The sequence below is a fragment of the Phyllobacterium sp. 628 genome (assembly GCF_014189505.1).
In the GTDB taxonomy this organism is placed as follows: Bacteria; Pseudomonadota; Alphaproteobacteria; order Rhizobiales; family Rhizobiaceae; genus Phyllobacterium.
Map to the genome: position 1 here is coordinate 2431991 of NZ_CP050301.1, position 15552 is coordinate 2447542.

13 protein-coding genes and 1 pseudogene are annotated in these 15552 nt (G+C 56.0%); 7 read left to right on the plus strand and 7 right to left on the minus strand.

What is annotated here, in order from left to right; all coding sequences use genetic code 11:
* Positions 1-141: 141 nt before the first annotated feature.
* Positions 142-1170: a substrate-binding domain-containing protein gene (locus HB779_RS13470; RefSeq protein WP_188342876.1), complete on the minus strand. Its 1029-nt coding sequence runs from the start codon at positions 1168-1170 to the stop codon at positions 142-144.
* Positions 1171-1633: 463 nt separating this feature from the next.
* On the opposite strand from HB779_RS13470, the gene HB779_RS13475 reads away from it, so the two are divergent.
* The 6 genes from HB779_RS13475 (at position 1634) to HB779_RS13500 (ending at position 7798) form a co-directional block, all read left to right on the plus strand.
* Complete coding sequence (locus tag HB779_RS13475; protein WP_188342877.1) at positions 1634-2896, plus strand: ABC transporter substrate-binding protein; 1263 nt, start codon at positions 1634-1636, stop codon at positions 2894-2896.
* A 114-nt stretch (positions 2897-3010) separates the two neighbouring features.
* Positions 3011-3958 (plus strand): carbohydrate ABC transporter permease, encoded by a 948-nt coding sequence (locus tag HB779_RS13480; RefSeq protein ID WP_188342878.1) that lies wholly within the window; start codon positions 3011-3013, stop codon positions 3956-3958.
* The gene (locus HB779_RS13485; RefSeq protein WP_188342879.1) at positions 3958-4788 is read left to right on the plus strand and encodes a carbohydrate ABC transporter permease; all 831 of its coding nucleotides are present in this window, start codon (positions 3958-3960) and stop codon (positions 4786-4788) included. The genes HB779_RS13480 and HB779_RS13485 overlap by 1 nt, the downstream gene beginning before the upstream one ends.
* Before the next feature lie 5 nt (positions 4789-4793).
* A complete protein-coding gene (locus HB779_RS13490; protein ID WP_188342880.1) occupies positions 4794-5804 on the plus strand; it encodes an ABC transporter ATP-binding protein in 1011 nt (336 codons plus the stop codon).
* 53 nt (positions 5805-5857) lie between these two features.
* Positions 5858-6640: a ThuA domain-containing protein gene (locus HB779_RS13495; protein ID WP_188342881.1), complete on the plus strand. Its 783-nt coding sequence runs from the start codon at positions 5858-5860 to the stop codon at positions 6638-6640.
* A 108-nt stretch (positions 6641-6748) separates the two neighbouring features.
* A complete protein-coding gene (locus HB779_RS13500) occupies positions 6749-7798 on the plus strand; it encodes a Gfo/Idh/MocA family protein (RefSeq protein ID WP_188342882.1) in 1050 nt (349 codons plus the stop codon).
* 151 nt (positions 7799-7949) lie between these two features.
* Here HB779_RS13500 and HB779_RS13505 read toward each other — a convergent pair whose 3' ends face one another.
* Positions 7950-9143 (minus strand): TCR/Tet family MFS transporter, encoded by a 1194-nt coding sequence (locus tag HB779_RS13505; protein WP_188342883.1) that lies wholly within the window; start codon positions 9141-9143, stop codon positions 7950-7952.
* A gap of 113 nt (positions 9144-9256) precedes the next feature.
* Here HB779_RS13505 and HB779_RS13510 point away from each other — a divergent pair, with 113 nt between their 5' ends.
* Complete coding sequence (locus tag HB779_RS13510; RefSeq protein ID WP_188342884.1) at positions 9257-9910, plus strand: TetR/AcrR family transcriptional regulator; 654 nt, start codon at positions 9257-9259, stop codon at positions 9908-9910.
* Between the two features lie 33 nt (positions 9911-9943).
* Here HB779_RS13510 and glp read toward each other — a convergent pair.
* The 5 genes and pseudogenes from glp to HB779_RS13535 form a co-directional block, all read right to left on the minus strand.
* Positions 9944-11153 (minus strand): annotated as a pseudogene (gene glp, locus HB779_RS13515) (gephyrin-like molybdotransferase Glp).
* A gap of 2 nt (positions 11154-11155) precedes the next feature.
* Positions 11156-11656: a cyclic pyranopterin monophosphate synthase MoaC gene (moaC, locus tag HB779_RS13520; protein WP_188342885.1), complete on the minus strand. Its 501-nt coding sequence runs from the start codon at positions 11654-11656 to the stop codon at positions 11156-11158.
* Positions 11653-12471 carry an indole-3-glycerol phosphate synthase TrpC gene (gene trpC / locus HB779_RS13525; RefSeq protein ID WP_188342886.1) on the minus strand — a complete coding sequence of 273 codons (819 nt, stop codon included), beginning with the start codon at positions 12469-12471 and terminating at the stop codon, positions 11653-11655. The genes moaC and trpC overlap by 4 nt, the downstream gene beginning before the upstream one ends.
* A gap of 2 nt (positions 12472-12473) precedes the next feature.
* On the minus strand, positions 12474-13493 hold the full coding sequence (gene trpD / locus HB779_RS13530) for an anthranilate phosphoribosyltransferase (protein WP_188342887.1): 1020 nt from the start codon (positions 13491-13493) through the stop codon (positions 12474-12476).
* Positions 13494-13511: 18 nt separating this feature from the next.
* Positions 13512-15404, minus strand: coding sequence for a SurA N-terminal domain-containing protein (locus HB779_RS13535; RefSeq protein WP_188342888.1), 1893 nt, complete (start codon positions 15402-15404; stop codon positions 13512-13514).
* Positions 15405-15552: the final 148 nt, after the last annotated feature.

Genomic DNA, 15552 nt, shown 5'->3' on the forward strand with positions numbered 1-15552 from the left:
ATTTTATGGATTTGAGAGAACGGTGGCGTGTTGCTGACCGTGAGATTGCGAACTTCCAGCCATGGAAATAGTGCGGATGCATAGCATCAGGCACTTGAGCGGCCGCTTCAGCAGATAATATTTGAGCTTTTTTGAGCGATCTTAACGGCGCGGCGGAACCGGAGGTCCGCTTGATTGCCGCAGAATCAGCTCGACCGGCCAGATCTCATGAATGTTTTCTACTGGCTCGCCATCGATGATTTGGACAAGCAGCTCGGCAATGCGCGAACCGGCCGAGCGTATCGATGAGCGCGTTGTTGTCATGGCCGGAACCATATTGCTGGCATTGAGATAGGGAAAAACGTCATCATGGGCGATAACGGAAACTTCTTTGCCCAGTTCATAGCCCTTTGAACGGATGGCGCGGAAAACCCCCAGCGCCGTCATCATGGAGCCGGCAAGAATCGCGGTTGGATGCGGATCGTAGGATAGAAGCCGTTGCGCCTCATGAAAGCCGGTCTCATCGGAAAAGTGTTCGTGTGCGATAAAACGCGGATCGACAGGAATACGCCGCTCAAGCAGTGCTTCGCGATAACCGGTTTCCCTGTGCTCCGAGAATGTATGGCCCTTGTGGCCGTCGATCATGGCTATGCGGCGGTGACCGATGTCGATCAGATGCGATGTAGCCTGGCGAAACGCGCCGGCATTGTCGATATCAAGCCAGGCATGCGGCGCCTGGATATTGGTGCGGCCATGCAGGACGAAGGGAAACTTCGCCTCGATCAGCATCGCCACGCGCTCATCCATCAGGGTAGGGCCCGTGACAATGATACCATCGACGCGCTTGCTGGAAATCAGCCGCCGGTAGGCGCCAAGTTCGTCATTGTTGACGACCGGGCTCATCAACAGATCCATTTCGTCCAGAGATAACCGCTCGGCCAGACCGGAAAAGAATTCGCTCGTATGCGGGCCAAAGCGCTGGCTGCGGTCGCGCGGCATTAAAATACCAATGGCGCCAACCCGGCCGATAGCCAGACGGCGGGCATTGGCATTGGCGCTGTAACCGAATTTCTGTGCCGCCTGGGCAACCCGTTCACGGGTCGCCTTGTTGACCTCGGGATAACCGTTCAGGGCACGGCTGACTGTCGTCTGGGAGAGCCCGAGTTGTTCAGCCAAGTCCTTCAGTTTCATGGCAGCGATCCAATGCGCAGTATGGTTCAGCGTTAAAGATGCGCGTTCGTGTTACCGGAGCGAAACATCCATAGCCGAGATATGACTCCAAATACTAAGCACAACTATAGCATAAATTCAAAGCGCTTTGAATGAAACATCAATATTTAGTGATCAAACTATTATCAAACGATCTTTTGTCCTCGAACCCCGGCAGAAATTGCGCGGTTAGAAATTTCCAATAGGCCATTGAATTTGCGTTATATAATGGAATTGGTCGATCAATCGTTTATCAACGCATTCCATTTCTCGAAAATTGCAACTTGACAGTCATGGAGAGCTTTGTCATTTTTCATTCAAAGCGCTTTGAATTTTCGAAATGAAAGTAAGATCCAAAGCGCTTTGAGGAGGAATTTTAAACGAGGGGACTGACATTGCTCACACGTGGGATGTCCGAATCCGTTCCGATTTTTGGGAGGAAATCATGAAAGCCAAGTCATTTATCGCTACCCTTTTGACCACGACGTTGCTGGCTTCGGGGGCATTTGCCGCCAATCTGGCAATTGTTTCCGGTGATACCGGCAATGGGCGCGAATTCCTGCGCAAGCAGCTTGATCAGTTTGAAAAGGAAACCGGCAATAAGGTTTCCATTGTGGCGATGCCCGCCAACAGTTCCGACAATTTCGGTCAGTACCGGCTTTGGCTGGCTGCCGGTAACAGCGATATCGACGTGTATCGCACCGATGTGATCTGGGCGCCGCAATTGGCCGACCAGTTTCTTGATTTGAAAGCCGCCGCGAAAGACGTAATCGATCAGCACATTCCATCGATCATCGAAAGCCAGACGGTGGACGGCAAGCTTGTAGCTCTGCCGATGTATACCGACGCGCCGGCACTGTATTATCGGAAGGACCTGCTTGAGAAGTACAAGAAGCCCGTGCCGAAAACCTGGGATGAGATGGCGGCAACCGCCAAGGAAATTCAGGATGGTGAACGCTCGGCCGGCAACAAGGGTATGTTCGGTTTCGTATTTCAGGCCAATGCCTATGAGGGCCTGACCTGCAATGCTCTGGAATGGGTAAAATCCTCGGGCGGCGGCCAGATTGTCGAAGCCGATGGCACGATTTCCATCAACAATCCCGAGGCAGCAGCAGCTGTCGATCGTGCCAAAGGATGGATCGACACGATTTCGCCCAAGGGCGTGCTTGCCTATACGGAAGAAGAAGCACGTGGCGTCTGGCAGACCGGCAATTCGGTTTTCATGCGCAACTGGCCTTACGCTTATGCTCTGGGCACAGCCGAAGGCAGCACAGTCAAAGGTAAGTTTGATGTAGCACCGCTGCCAAGCAGCAAGGAAGGTCAGAGCTCCGCAGCAACACTCGGCGGCTGGAATTTGGCCGTGTCAAAATATTCCAAGGCACCTGACGAAGCCATTAAACTCGCTTTGTTCCTCGGTTCGCCCGAACAGCAGAAGGCGCGCGCCATCTCGCAGGCCAGCATGCCGACAATCAAAGCCCTCTACGATGACAAGGATATCGCTGCTGCCCAACCGCTGATTCCAAACTGGAAGCAGGTGTTTGAAAGCGCCGTTCCGCGTCCGTCCGCACCAACGAAGGTTAAATACAACGAAGTGTCCAACATGTTCTGGAGCGCCGTCCACGATACATTATCGGGTAATGGAACCGGCGCTGAAAACTTTGAGCTTCTGGAAGCCAAGCTGACGGAGCTTAAAGGAGACAGCTGGTAGACCTCTGCCGGCAGAAGGGCACGGTGCGGATGGTGTTCATCACCTCCCGAACTTCGTTCGCACCGTTTGCCTGACATTTTCGCTCAACCAGAACCAATACGGGCAGGAAACGACATGACGCATTCCACCGCACGTTCCGAACTTCTCAAGCAGCGCGTCCGGTCGGCGCAGCTGTTTCTCATCCCGATGATTGTCGCGCTGGCTGTTGTGGCCGGCTGGCCATTGCTTCGCACCATTTACTTCTCCTTCACCGATGCCTCGCTCACCAATATGGGCGCGGCGAAATGGGTAGGTTTCAAAAACTACCTGTCGTGGATCCAGCTGAAAAGCGGCCGCACCATCTATTCCGGCTTGCTGGTCGATCCAACGTGGTGGAACGCCGTCTGGAATACGGTGCGTTTCAGCATCATTTCCGTGGCCCTTGAAGCCTTTCTGGGCATGATCGTCGCGCTTGTACTCAATGCCGAATTTAAGGGCAGGGGCATTGTCCGTGCCGCCATCCTTATCCCATGGGCGATCCCGACGATTGTGTCTGCGCGCCTTTGGGGCTGGATGCTCAACGATCAGTTCGGCATTCTCAACGATCTGTTCCTGCGTCTCGGTTTCATCAGCCAGCCCATCGCCTGGACTGCCAGTGCCGACACGGCCATGACAGCGGTGCTGATCGTGGATGTCTGGAAGACCACACCATTTATGGCGCTGCTTATTCTGGCCGGGCTGCAGATGGTTCCAAAAGACATTTACGAAGCGGCGCATATCGACGGCGTCCACCCGGTCCGCCAGTTCTTCCGCATTACTTTGCCGCTGATCAAACCGGCACTGATGGTAGCGATCATCTTCCGCCTGCTCGATGCCATGCGCATTTTTGATCTGATCTATGTTTTGACGCCTAACAGCTCGCAGACAAAGACGATGTCGGTGCTGGCACGTGAAAATCTCATCGAGTTCGACAAGTTTGCCTATGGCTCGGCGCAATCGACCCTGTTGTTCCTGCTGATTGCTTTGATGACTGTGCTGGCAATCTGGCTCGGCCGCGTCCGTCTGGATGGAGGAGACCGCTGATGTTGTGGAAACTCACCAAAGGCACCGCCTTTTATGCACTCGTGGTTCTGATTGTCGTTCTGGCGGTCTTTCCGTTCTATTACGCCATCATCACCAGCTTCAAAACCGGCAGTGCACTTTTCACCGTCGAGTATTTTCCGACATCCTTCTCTTTCGAGAATTATGTGTCGGTCATCAAGGCAGGCAGTTTCAGCCGCAATCTGCTCAATTCACTGATTGTTTCGACGTTGGTGGTTCTGCTGGCGCTGCTGATTGCCGTCACCGCATCCTTTGCGTTGGCCCGTGTCCGGTTTCGCGGCCGTTCGCTGCTGCTGCTGACAATCCTGTCCGTTTCCATGTTCCCGCAGATTGCGGTGCTGGCGGGCCTGTTCGAAGTCGTTCGCTTCCTCGGTGTTTACAACACCCTGTGGAGCCTGGTCTTCTCCTATACGATTTTCACGCTGCCGTTCACCGTCTGGGTGCTCACCACCTTCATGCGTGATCTGCCGATTGAAATCGAAGAGGCAGCGATCGTCGATGGCGCATCGCCATGGGTGATCATCACCAAGGTTTTCCTGCCACTGATGTGGCCGGCCATGGTGACAACAGGGCTGCTTGCTTTCATCGCGGCATGGAACGAATTCCTCTTTGCCCTGACCTTTACCTCATCGACAGAGGTGCGCACGGTGCCTGTCACCATAGCACTTCTCTCTGGGGCCAGTTCACATGAAATCCCGTGGGGCACGATCATGGCTGCATCCGTCATTGTGACGGTGCCGCTCGTTGTTCTCGTCCTGATTTTCCAACGCAAAATCATTTCCGGCCTCACTGCCGGCGGCGTCAAGGGGTAACTCAAATGACAGCTATTCATCTCAATAATGTTCGCAAGTCGTTCGGTACATTCGATGTGATCAAGGGTGTTGACCTTGAAATCCAGCCCAGTGAATTCATGGTATTCGTTGGCCCGTCAGGCTGCGGCAAGTCCACGCTGCTGCGTCTGATTGCCGGGCTGGAAGATATCACGGACGGCACGCTCGCCTTTGACGAAAAGGTGGTCAACAGCTTGACGCCGTCGCAGCGCGGCATCGCCATGGTGTTCCAGTCCTATGCGCTCTATCCGCATATGACCGTCTTCGACAACATGGCTTTTGGCCTGAAGCTCGCCAAGGGTGGCACGGACGAGATCAAGCGGCGGGTGAATGAGGCAGCGGAAATGCTGCAGATCACCGCCTATCTCGACCGTCTGCCAAAGCAGCTCTCGGGCGGTCAGCGTCAGCGCGTGGCCATTGGCCGGGCGATTGTGCGCGATCCGAAAGTGTTCCTGTTCGATGAGCCGCTGTCCAATCTGGATGCGGCTTTGCGCGTACAGACACGGCTCGAAATCGCCAAACTCCACGCCAAGATGCACGAAACCACGATGATCTATGTCACCCACGATCAGGTGGAAGCGATGACGCTGGCGGACCGGATCTGCGTGCTGCGCGACGGCATTGTCGAGCAGGTGGGCACGCCGCTCGAGCTGTATGAAAAGCCGCAATCGATTTTTGTTGCGGGCTTTATCGGTTCACCGAAGATGAATTTCCTCACGGAGAAACACGCTGAAACCTACCGGGCGCATACGCTTGGCGTGCGGCCGGAACACCTCGAGGTCAAGGACAAGGGCGGTGCCTGGAACGGCAAGCTGATCCTGTCCGAAAATCTCGGTTCGGAAACCTATCTCTACATCGATATTGGCGCGAAGGACCCGCTTGTCGTCAGGCAGGATGGAACTGCAAGCCAGCAGCCCGGCGAGCTGCTCCACATTTCGCCGATCAACGACAATGTCCACCGCTTTGATCAGTCAGGCAGGCCGGCAGCGTCAAACTGAAAGCAGAAATTAAGCATCCTCCCGACGCTTAAGGAATGAATAGGAAGACGAAAATGACTATCCGTACGCTCGTCTGGGGCGAAAATGTTCATGAGAAGATGAACAAGACCGTCGCAGAGATTTATCCTGAAGGCATGCACAACCAGATTGCCAAGCTTCTCGAATCCGACGGCAATATTTCCGTCAAGACCACCACCTTGCAGGAATCCGAACACGGTCTCACTGACAAGGTGCTGGATGAGACGGATGTTTTGATCTGGTGGGGCCATCGCGCGCATGGCGATGTGGCCGATGAAGTGGTGGAACGCGTGGCGAAACGCGTCTGGGAAGGCATGGGTATCATCATCCTGCACTCCGGCCATTTCTCCAAAATCTTCAAGCGCCTGATGGGTTCACCCTGTGCGCTGCATTGGCGCGAAGCCGGCGAACGTGAGCGGCTCTGGGTGGTCAATCCCGGCCATCCCATCGCCAAGGGTCTGCCGCGCTATTTCGAGCTTGAGAACGAGGAAATGTACGGCGAGCCGTTTTCCGTGCCGGAACCGCTCGAAACCGTGTTCGTATCGTGGTTTCAGGGCGGCGAAGTGTTTCGTTCCGGTCTGACCTACCGCAAGGGCGCGGGCAATGTGTTCTATTTCCGGCCCGGCCATGAAACCTATCCGACCTATCACGACGAGATGGTTGGCCTTGTGCTGCGCAACGCGGTGAACTGGGCTTATAATGTCAATCGCTATCCCGAGCTCAACACAGCGCCGAATACGCCGGTGGAAAAATCGATTGAGCCGATCACAGCGCGCGGTGGCAGCTTGCACGAATCCGGCGAAGAAGGCTTCCGCTGAGTTAGTTCCAGAACAAAGCGGCGGCTTGATTGCCGCCCGGACTAACAACTATCGTAATCCCGGCGCACCCTCACGAGTGCGCAGCATATTTTTTGAAGGACTGGACCGATGCGTCTTTTGATCTTGGGTACCGGCAGTATGGCCAATTCCCACGCCAGGAATTTCTCGGAAATTGAAGGCGTAACTCTGGCTGGCGCAGTTGATGTCGATCCCGGACGGGCTGAAGCATTTCGTGCACAATACAACATCGAACGTGCGTTCACCTCTCTTGAGGATGCGCTGGCATGGGGCGAGTTCGATTCCGTCGCCAATGTGACGCCCGACAGCATTCACCACACCACCACGCTGCAATGTATCGCGGCTGGCAAACACGTATTCTGCGAAAAGCCGCTTGCAGCCAATTACGAAGACGCTACCGAAATGGCGGATAAAATCGAGGCAGGCAATCTGGTTGGCATGGTCAATCTGACCTACCGCAACGTGGCGCAATTGCAGGCGGCACGCAAACTGGTAACGAGCGGCCAGATCGGCAAGGTCAAGCACGTCGAGGCTTCCTACTTGCAAAGCTGGCTCGTCTCCAAAATGTGGGGTGACTGGCAAACGGAAAGCCGCTGGCTCTGGCGTCTGTCGAAGAAGCACGGCTCTAATGGCACGCTCGGTGATGTCGGCGTGCATATCCTTGATTTTGTCGTCTATGGCACCGATACCGAAATCGACGAGGTGTTTTGCCGGCTCAAGGCTTTTGACAAGGCGCCGGACAATCGCATTGGCGAGTATGAACTCGACGCCAATGACAGTTTCACTATGACGGTGAGCTTTACCAATGGCGCGCTTGGTGTGGTGCATTCAAGCCGCTGGGCCACAGGGCACGTCAACGAGCTGCGCCTGCGCGTTTATGGCGACAAGGGTGCTTTTGAAGTCGTACACCGCCATGACGGCTCAAAACTGTCGGTTTGCCTTGGTGAAGATGTCGAGAATGCAATCTGGAAAGAGGTCGAGGTTGAGCCGGTGGCAACCAATTATCAGCGCTTTGTTGAAGCCGTGAAGCAGGGCAAGACGCTGGAACCATCCTTCCGCCACGCGGCTAGGTTGCAAAAGGCGATCGATCTTGCCAATGTAACGGAAAGCGACCGCCGGGAACATCGCCTCGGCGTTTGACAGACTATCGGTGTTGCCTTGGGTTGCTCTCAGGCAGCACCCTTCGGACAGGCCATGTGAAGAGACATGGCCTGTCCGGTTGCAACGTTCCCATCCTGTCCATCAAAACCTGAAATACACATCTGAAACCGGTGACTTTCGATCGTTAAGATCAGATGGCGGCAGCGGTTTTTACTTTGGGAATATGAAGGCTGAGCACCAGCGGTACGGTAATTGCGTAGATAGCGACCACGGACAGCCAGATTGCGCCCGGCCATTGCTTCTGCACAACGAAGTAAAAGCTGGAAAAGCCAAGCGGCGCTATAATCGACGCGAGACTGATGGCTGAGGCCAGCACGCCTTGAAACTGACCCTGGCTGTCGTCGTCGACCATGCGGGTTGCCAGTGATTGAAGCGATGGCACGCCAATACCGCCAAGAACGAACACTGGCATGATAGCAAAGACCACCCAGGGTTGTGTCGTGAAGGCCATGACGATCAATGCCACGCTTGTGCCGGCAAGACCGGTGAGGATCGTTGCACGCTCACCGAGCAGCTTCACGGCAGGTCCCGGCAGGAACGCCTGCGCAAGCGCTTGGCACGCGCCATAGGTTCCGAGCGAGAGGCCGATCCACAGTCCGTTCCATCCGAACACGTCGTAACCCCACAATGCCCAGCAGATGCCGTAAACTTCGCCGACACCGCTGAAAATGAAGAACACGATGATGACCGGCAGCAGACGCTGCACTGAGAACATCCAGCGGAACGGGCGGAGCGGATTGAGCGCCATAAAGTCGATCTTCTCACGGCTGGGTGTGCGCGACTCCGGCAGGACGAACAAGGCCAGCAGCAGATTGCCGGCATTAAGAACCGCCGCAGCAATGAATGGCAGTCGCAGCCAGTAATCGCCAAGTATGCCGCCAAGAACCGGCCCGATGATGAAGCCGACGCCAAACATCGCGTTGAACAACCCAAAACGGCGTGCCCGGGTGTCTTCAGCCGAGATATCGGTGAGGTAGGCCGTAGCAACGGACATGTTGGCACTGGTCAAACCGGCGATCGCGCGGCCGATCAGCAGCATCCAGAGCTGCGGTGCAAATGCCATGATCAAATAATTGACGGCGGCACCGCCGAGCGAGATCAGGAGCACGGGTCGGCGGCCGAGCCGGTCGCTGAGTGCGCCAAGTATTGGGGCAAAAATGAACTGCATCACCGCGTAGAGCGCGGTCATGATGCCGATATAGGCTGCCACGTTGCCGGTATGCGTCACGTCCTCGATCAGTCGTGGCAGAATGGGGAAGATAAGCCCGATACCGACGGCGTCGAGGCTTATGGTTGCAAAAATGACGATGAGAGCTTTGTTCATGATGGCTATTTATGTACCTAGTGTTAATGTATACTCAGTACATAAATGTACCTGCTGAACTCATATGTCAACCAAAATGTGTACTCAGTATAAAAATGTGCTATCAGGACGTCATGACCCCATCTTCCGACTCAATCCCATCTGACCGCCGATCCCGTAAACGACTCGCCACGCGACGCGCTATCTCGCAGGTTGCTGACCGCCTTTTTCGGGAGCGGGGCTTCGAAAATGTGACGGTGGACGAGATCGCGGCAGCAGCTGACGTTGGCCGGATGACAGTGTTCAATCATTTTCCCCGCAAGGAGGACATGTTCTTTGATCGCGATGAGGAAGCGCGTGACACCTTGCGCGAAGCCTTGCGGCAGCGCGATGATCATGTCGCGCCGATTGAGGCACTGCGCCTGCTTGCCTATCAGTTGGTGGCGGAACAGCGCCCCTATGTCGAGTTTTCGACCAGAAGCCAAGATTTCATAGTGACGATTCAAAGCAGTGAAACCCTCAAGGCGCGAGCGAGGGCCATACGCGACGAACTCGTGCAAGTCGTTACGGTGGGGCTATCCGAATCCGCCGGGCGGGGATCTGCCGATCCCGACGCTCATCTGGTGGCGGGTTTGCTTCTGGCAATGTGGAGCGTGGCCTTTATCGAAGGACACCGCGCGTTTCGGCAGGGGAGCAATACAGAGCAAGCGGAAGCCATCTTTCTCGCTCTTATTGATAAGGGAACAATCGGCTTGAAAGCTGCAATGGCGGGCACGTCTTACGCCTGATCGACCAACTCCGGATGGCGGTGATATTTGCGGTCAGCGCAGCATCAGTATGGTGCAGGGCGCGCCAGCGGGCAGCGATGGCGCATGCGGCTCGCGTATGATCAGTCCATTGGCGTCGGCAAGAAATTTCAGCATGGACGAGATCCTGCAGTTCAAACGGCGTTGCCGTCAGTGTGCCGTCGGCGCCGGTGGTGATGCGTGCCCGGACGTAATCCTGCCTCTGGTCATTGGTGTTCATATCGGCACCAAGCACAGCAGCGCGCAAATCCGGTGCATGGGGCAAGCCGGTAAAAGCGCGGATCAGCGGTGTCAGGAAAATATGGGCGCAGATCAGACTGGATACGGGATTACCCGGCAGGCCAAGAATGCGCATGCCTTGCAGATGCCCGAACATCAGCGGTTTGCCGGGGCGCAGTGCGATCTTCCAGAAGTCCAGTTCCATGCCGCGTGCGGCGAGGGCGGGCTGTACCAGATCGTGATCTCCGACGGAGGCACCGCCAAGCGTCACAAGAATATCGGCCTTGGCAGCGATGGCGCGGTCCAGCGCTGCGCTCAGGGCTTCCAGACTGTCCTCGGCAATGCCAAGATCGATAGCTGTACCACCGGAATTGCGGACAATCTCGGCAAGGCCGTAGCTGTTGGAAGCAATGATCTGGTCCGGCCGGTAGGGCTCACCCGGACTGACAAGTTCGTCCCCGGTCGCAAGAATGGCTACACGCGGGCGGCGGATAACCGATAGCTGCGGATGATCGGCCGAGGCGGCGAGGGCGACTGCGGATGAATCAAGCTGGCGGCCCGCATCGAGCAACACATCGCCCTTGTTGAAATCGAGACCGGCTTTGCGGATATTGCGGCCTAAAGTGATCGTTTCGACAATCTCGATCTCAGTGCCGTGTGCAACAGTATTTTCCTGAATGACCACACTGTCGGCACCTTCCGGCACCGGTGCGCCAGTAAAGATACGGATTGCTTCACCTGCCTGAAGCTGGCCGTGAAAGGCATGGCCTGCAGCGGATTGTCCAACAAGTTTCAGACGGACGGGAACAGCGGTGACATCGGCAGCACGCACCGCATAACCATCCATGGCCGAGGCGGCAAATGGCGGCTGCTGGCGCTTGGCCTGCATATCGGCTGCCAGAACACGTCCGCCCGCTTCATTCAGGGGAACAGTTTCTGCTTCCAGCAATTCGACATTGGCAAGAATACGCCTCAGCGCTTCGGCAACGGGGAGCAGGCCTGCCATGTTCATTTCCTGTCTGTGGCTTCTGCTGCCCAGTCTCCGGACTTGCCGCCGGATTTCTGCAAAAGCCGAATATCCTGAATAATCATGCCTTTATCAACGGCTTTTGCCATGTCATAGACGGTAAGGCAGGCGACGGAAACGGCAGTCAGCGCCTCCATCTCAACACCCGTCTTGCCAGTCAGCTTCACCGTGGCGCGGACGCGCAGTCCCGGCAGTTTTGCATCGGCGTCGATATCGACGGTAATCTTGCTGAGGAGCAAGGGATGGCAAAGCGGGATAAGCTCGTGGGTTTTTTTGGCAGCCATGATCCCGGCGATACGGGCAGTGCCGATAACATCACCCTTCTTGGCGTTACCCGAGAGAATAAGCTCAAGTGTTTCCGGCTGCATCAGCACGGAGCCTTCCGCCACAGCAACGCGCTCCGTCTCGGCTTTGTCGCCAACATCGACCATATGTGCCGCGCCGGCACTGTCGAGATGGGTGAGTTTCGGCGCGGTGCTCATGCGGCGCTTGTCTGCCGCTCTGTTGTACCATGCAGCAGAATCTTCGTCGCCGCAGCCACATCGTCCTGCCGCATCAGACTTTCGCCGACAAGGAATGTGCCGATATCGGATTTTGCCAGACGCTGGCAATCCGCGTGGGTGAAGACGCCGCTTTCACTGACCAGCAGCTTATCTGCAGGTACCATCGTCGCCAGGCGTTCCGACACAGCCAGATCGACATTGAACGTCCGCAGGTCGCGATTGTTGATGCCGAGAAGCGGCGAGGTAAGTTTCAGCGCCCGTTCCATCTCGGCTTCGTCATGCACTTCAACCAGCACATCCATGCCGAGCAACAGGGCTGTATCTTCCAGCGCCTTGGCCAGTCCATCATCAACGCTGGCCATGATGATCAGGATGCAATCGGCACCCCAACTGCGGGCTTCGTAAACCTGATAAGTGTCAAAGAGGAAATCCTTGCGCAAAGCGGGCAGGTTGCCAGCCGCACGGGCCGCCGTCAGGAATTCCGGCGCACCCTGAAAGGATGGCGCATCGGTCAAAACTGAAAGACAGGCTGCACCACCTGCTTCATACGCCTTTGCCAGTGCAGGCGGATCGAAATCCGGACGAATGAGACCCTTGGAAGGGCTGGCCTTCTTGATTTCAGCAATCAGTCCAAATTCGTTGGCCGCACGCTTCCTCTGCAAGGCAACGAGAAAACCACGTGGCGCGTCCTGATCCTTAATCTGTGCCTTGAGCTCATCAACCGAGATACGGGCCTTGGCGGCAGCAATTTCTTCACGCTTGTAGGCTTCGATCTTGCGAAGAATATCAACCATATTCAGACCGCCTCGCTGTTGGATACATGGATCAGCTTCTTTAGCACATTCCGTGCGGCGCCGCTGTCGATTGAATGGGCAGCCATGCTGATGCCGGTCTTCAGATCTTCTGCAGCACCGGCTACGACAAGGCCGGCGCCCGCATTGAACAGGGTGATGTCGCGATAAGCGCCATGCGCACCATCCAGAACGGATAGAAGCGAAACCGCGTTTTCATCGGCGGTGCCGCCTTTGAGATCCTGCGGATCAACGCGGCGCAGGCCAAAGGCTTCCGGTTCGATCTCAAAGGTACGGATCGCACCGTTTTCGAGCGCTGCAACTTTGGTGATTCCTGCCGTGGTGATTTCATCGAGACCGTCGCCGTGCACAACCCATACGGATTCGGACCCCAGGTTTTTCAGCACGTGCGCAATCGGTTCCACCCATTCCGGCGCGTAGACACCAACCAGTTGGCGCTTGACCCCAGCAGGATTGGTCAAAGGCCCAAGCAGATTGAAAATGGTGCGCGTGCCGAGTTCCACCCGGGCAGGACCGACATGTTTCATCGCCGGATGATGCGATGGAGCAAACATGAAGCCGATACCAGCTTCCTTGATGCAGGTTGAGATCAGGTCCGGCCCGATTTCGATATTGATGCCAAGCGCCGCCAATGTATCGGCAGCACCGGAGCGGGACGACAAAGCGCGATTGCCATGCTTGGCAACGGGTACGCCTGCACCGGCCGCTACAAAAGCCGCACAGGTGGATACATTATAGGAGCCGGACTGGTCGCCGCCGGTACCGACGATATCGATAGCGCCGGGCACAGCTGTTACTTTCAGCATCTTGGAACGCATGGCAGAGACGGCACCGGCGATCTCATCCACATTTTCGCCGCGCACACGCAGCGCCATCAGTAGCGCGCCGATCTGTGCCGGTGTCGCCTGTCCCGACATCATGATGTCGAAAGCTTCGACCGCTTCTTCGCGGGAAAGAGCCTTTCCCGCCGCTGCAATTCCGATAAAACGCTTCAGCTCAGCCATTGTTCGGTCTCATAACACTCATTGGCGGGCCAGCGCCTGATCAATAACGGTCTTGTTGACGGTGACGGGGTAAACCGTCTGCAACTGCATGACCAACTGGTCGAGCAGATCGTCGGAAAGACGCGAGGTGAACGAATCCTTCTCGGCCTTGCTGATCGAATCCGGTCCGGCATCCAGCGGTTCAATCGATTCCGTGACCTTGAAGATCAACTTCGACTGGTCGGCTGCGGATTCTGTCACGCCGACAACGCCCTGAGGTCCATCGAATACGGAAGCTACGCCGCCTTCGCCCAGATCCGTGTCTTTCGACTGGCGGGTGATGCCACGCTTGGTTTCCTTGGTGAATTTGAACTCAGCGGCGATATCGTCAAGCGACGTGCCGGCAGCCACCCGCTTGCGGACTTCCTCGGCCTTTTCGTTCAGGCGCTTTTCGAGCTCGGCAGTGCGCCAGTTCTCGGTTACGCGAGCCTTCACTTCATCGAGGGTACGGTCGCGCGCCGGAGTAATGCCGGCCACATCATACCAGAGGAAGCTGTTGGAACCGACATTGAGCGGTTCATTGTCAAAACCCTGATCGGCAAGAAAGGCCGCAGTCAGCAGATTTTCGCCATAGGGAATGTTCGGGATTTCTTTTTCGTCCAGTCCACGGCCGGACTGATCAATCGCATCGATGGTGACCATCTTGAGATTTTGCTTGGCAGCGGCATCTGCCATGGTTGCACCGTCGGCGCGGGCACTTTCGTAGGCATCATGCACGGTCATGACAGACGAAGCGGCAATAGCGAGAGCAATCGTCTCGCGAATGTCCTTCTCGACTTCGGAGAGCGGCTTGATCACCTGCGGCGCAGCTGCAGTCACACGAACGATGACAGGTCCAAAAGTGCCAGTGAGCACATCGCTGACATTTCCGGCCTGCAATTTGAAAATCGCATCGGCAATAGTCTGGTCGGGCAGGGCGTTCTTCTGGAACGTGCCAAGCGCGACATCATTCATGGATTTGCCTTCAGACTTCACTTCGTCATCAAACGAGGTGCCTGCGGCCAAGCGATCATGCGCTGCCTTGGCGGCATCGGCATTGGCAAAGGTCAACTGTTCGATGGTGCGGCTTTCCGGCGAGGTGTAACGCGAAATATTCTTGTCATATTCCGCCTTGATCTCCTCTGGTGAAACCGAAGCTTCGTCGGCAATGTCCTTTGGCTCAAGTTTCACATAGGTGATTTTGCGATATTGCGGAGCGCCATAGGCTTCCTTGTTCGCGTCGTAATAGGTCTTGAGCTCCGCATCTGTCGGCGCTGGAACGTCGGTGATGAAAGACTTCGGCATCGAGACATAATCAACCGTGCGCGATTCACCCTTATAGAGAGCGACAGCCTTGAGCAGCGTATTGGGTACGGCGATTCCATCGGCAACCGCTTCAACGATCTGCTGACGGCGTGCAACCTTGCCGCGATTGTCGAGATAAGCCTGCGGGGTCATGCCGGCATTGCGCAGCACCACATCGAACTGTGTGGGATTAAAGCGTCCATCAACACCCTGGAATGCCGGATCTTCGGCAGCAAGCTGCGCCAGACGGTCTTTCGACAGGCCAAGCGACATCTTGCGCGCCTGTTCATCGAGCACCACGCCGGCGACAAGCTGGCTCTGGACTTGTTTGCTGACGCCAATGGCATCGGCCTGTTCGCGCGTAAAGCGCTGGCCGAAGCGCTGCTGGAGCGAGGCAAGCTGACGATCATAGGCGAGGCGGTATTCGACCGGAGAAACAGTCGAGCTCCCGGCGCTCATGGCCGAGCCATTGCCAACCGCACTCAAAATTGTATTGGAGACACCCCATCCAACAAAACTAACACCAAGAAGGCCAAGAAGCAGCTTTGCCACCCAAGTCTGGGCCACGTCGCGTAGAGAGTCGAGCATAGAAAGTCACCGTAACAGTATGAGGCTCAAATTGAATTGCATAGGGGAATAGCGTCATGCAGGGCTTGTGTCGATTGCTTTATCAAGTGAATTTGCTAGTCAGACACTCAAATGAACGAGAAATGATCAAATCTATCGCCTCGAGGAA

Bases quoted from the DNA above. Each gene is read 5' to 3' on its own strand.
- HB779_RS13470 (WP_188342876.1), bottom strand. From the start codon at position 1,170: ATGAAACTGAAGGACTTGGCTGAACAACTCGGGCTCTCCCAGACGACA.
- HB779_RS13475 (WP_188342877.1), top strand. From the start codon at position 1,634: ATGAAAGCCAAGTCATTTATCGCTACCCTTTTGACCACGACGTTGCTG.
- HB779_RS13480 (WP_188342878.1), top strand. From the start codon at position 3,011: ATGACGCATTCCACCGCACGTTCCGAACTTCTCAAGCAGCGCGTCCGG.
- HB779_RS13485 (WP_188342879.1), top strand. From the start codon at position 3,958: ATGTTGTGGAAACTCACCAAAGGCACCGCCTTTTATGCACTCGTGGTT.
- HB779_RS13490 (WP_188342880.1), top strand. From the start codon at position 4,794: ATGACAGCTATTCATCTCAATAATGTTCGCAAGTCGTTCGGTACATTC.
- HB779_RS13495 (WP_188342881.1), top strand. From the start codon at position 5,858: ATGACTATCCGTACGCTCGTCTGGGGCGAAAATGTTCATGAGAAGATG.
- HB779_RS13500 (WP_188342882.1), top strand. From the start codon at position 6,749: ATGCGTCTTTTGATCTTGGGTACCGGCAGTATGGCCAATTCCCACGCC.
- HB779_RS13505 (WP_188342883.1), bottom strand. From the start codon at position 9,143: ATGAACAAAGCTCTCATCGTCATTTTTGCAACCATAAGCCTCGACGCC.
- HB779_RS13510 (WP_188342884.1), top strand. From the start codon at position 9,257: ATGACCCCATCTTCCGACTCAATCCCATCTGACCGCCGATCCCGTAAA.
- moaC (WP_188342885.1), bottom strand. From the start codon at position 11,656: ATGAGCACCGCGCCGAAACTCACCCATCTCGACAGTGCCGGCGCGGCA.
- trpC (WP_188342886.1), bottom strand. From the start codon at position 12,471: ATGGTTGATATTCTTCGCAAGATCGAAGCCTACAAGCGTGAAGAAATT.
- trpD (WP_188342887.1), bottom strand. From the start codon at position 13,493: ATGGCTGAGCTGAAGCGTTTTATCGGAATTGCAGCGGCGGGAAAGGCT.
- HB779_RS13535 (WP_188342888.1), bottom strand. From the start codon at position 15,404: ATGCTCGACTCTCTACGCGACGTGGCCCAGACTTGGGTGGCAAAGCTG.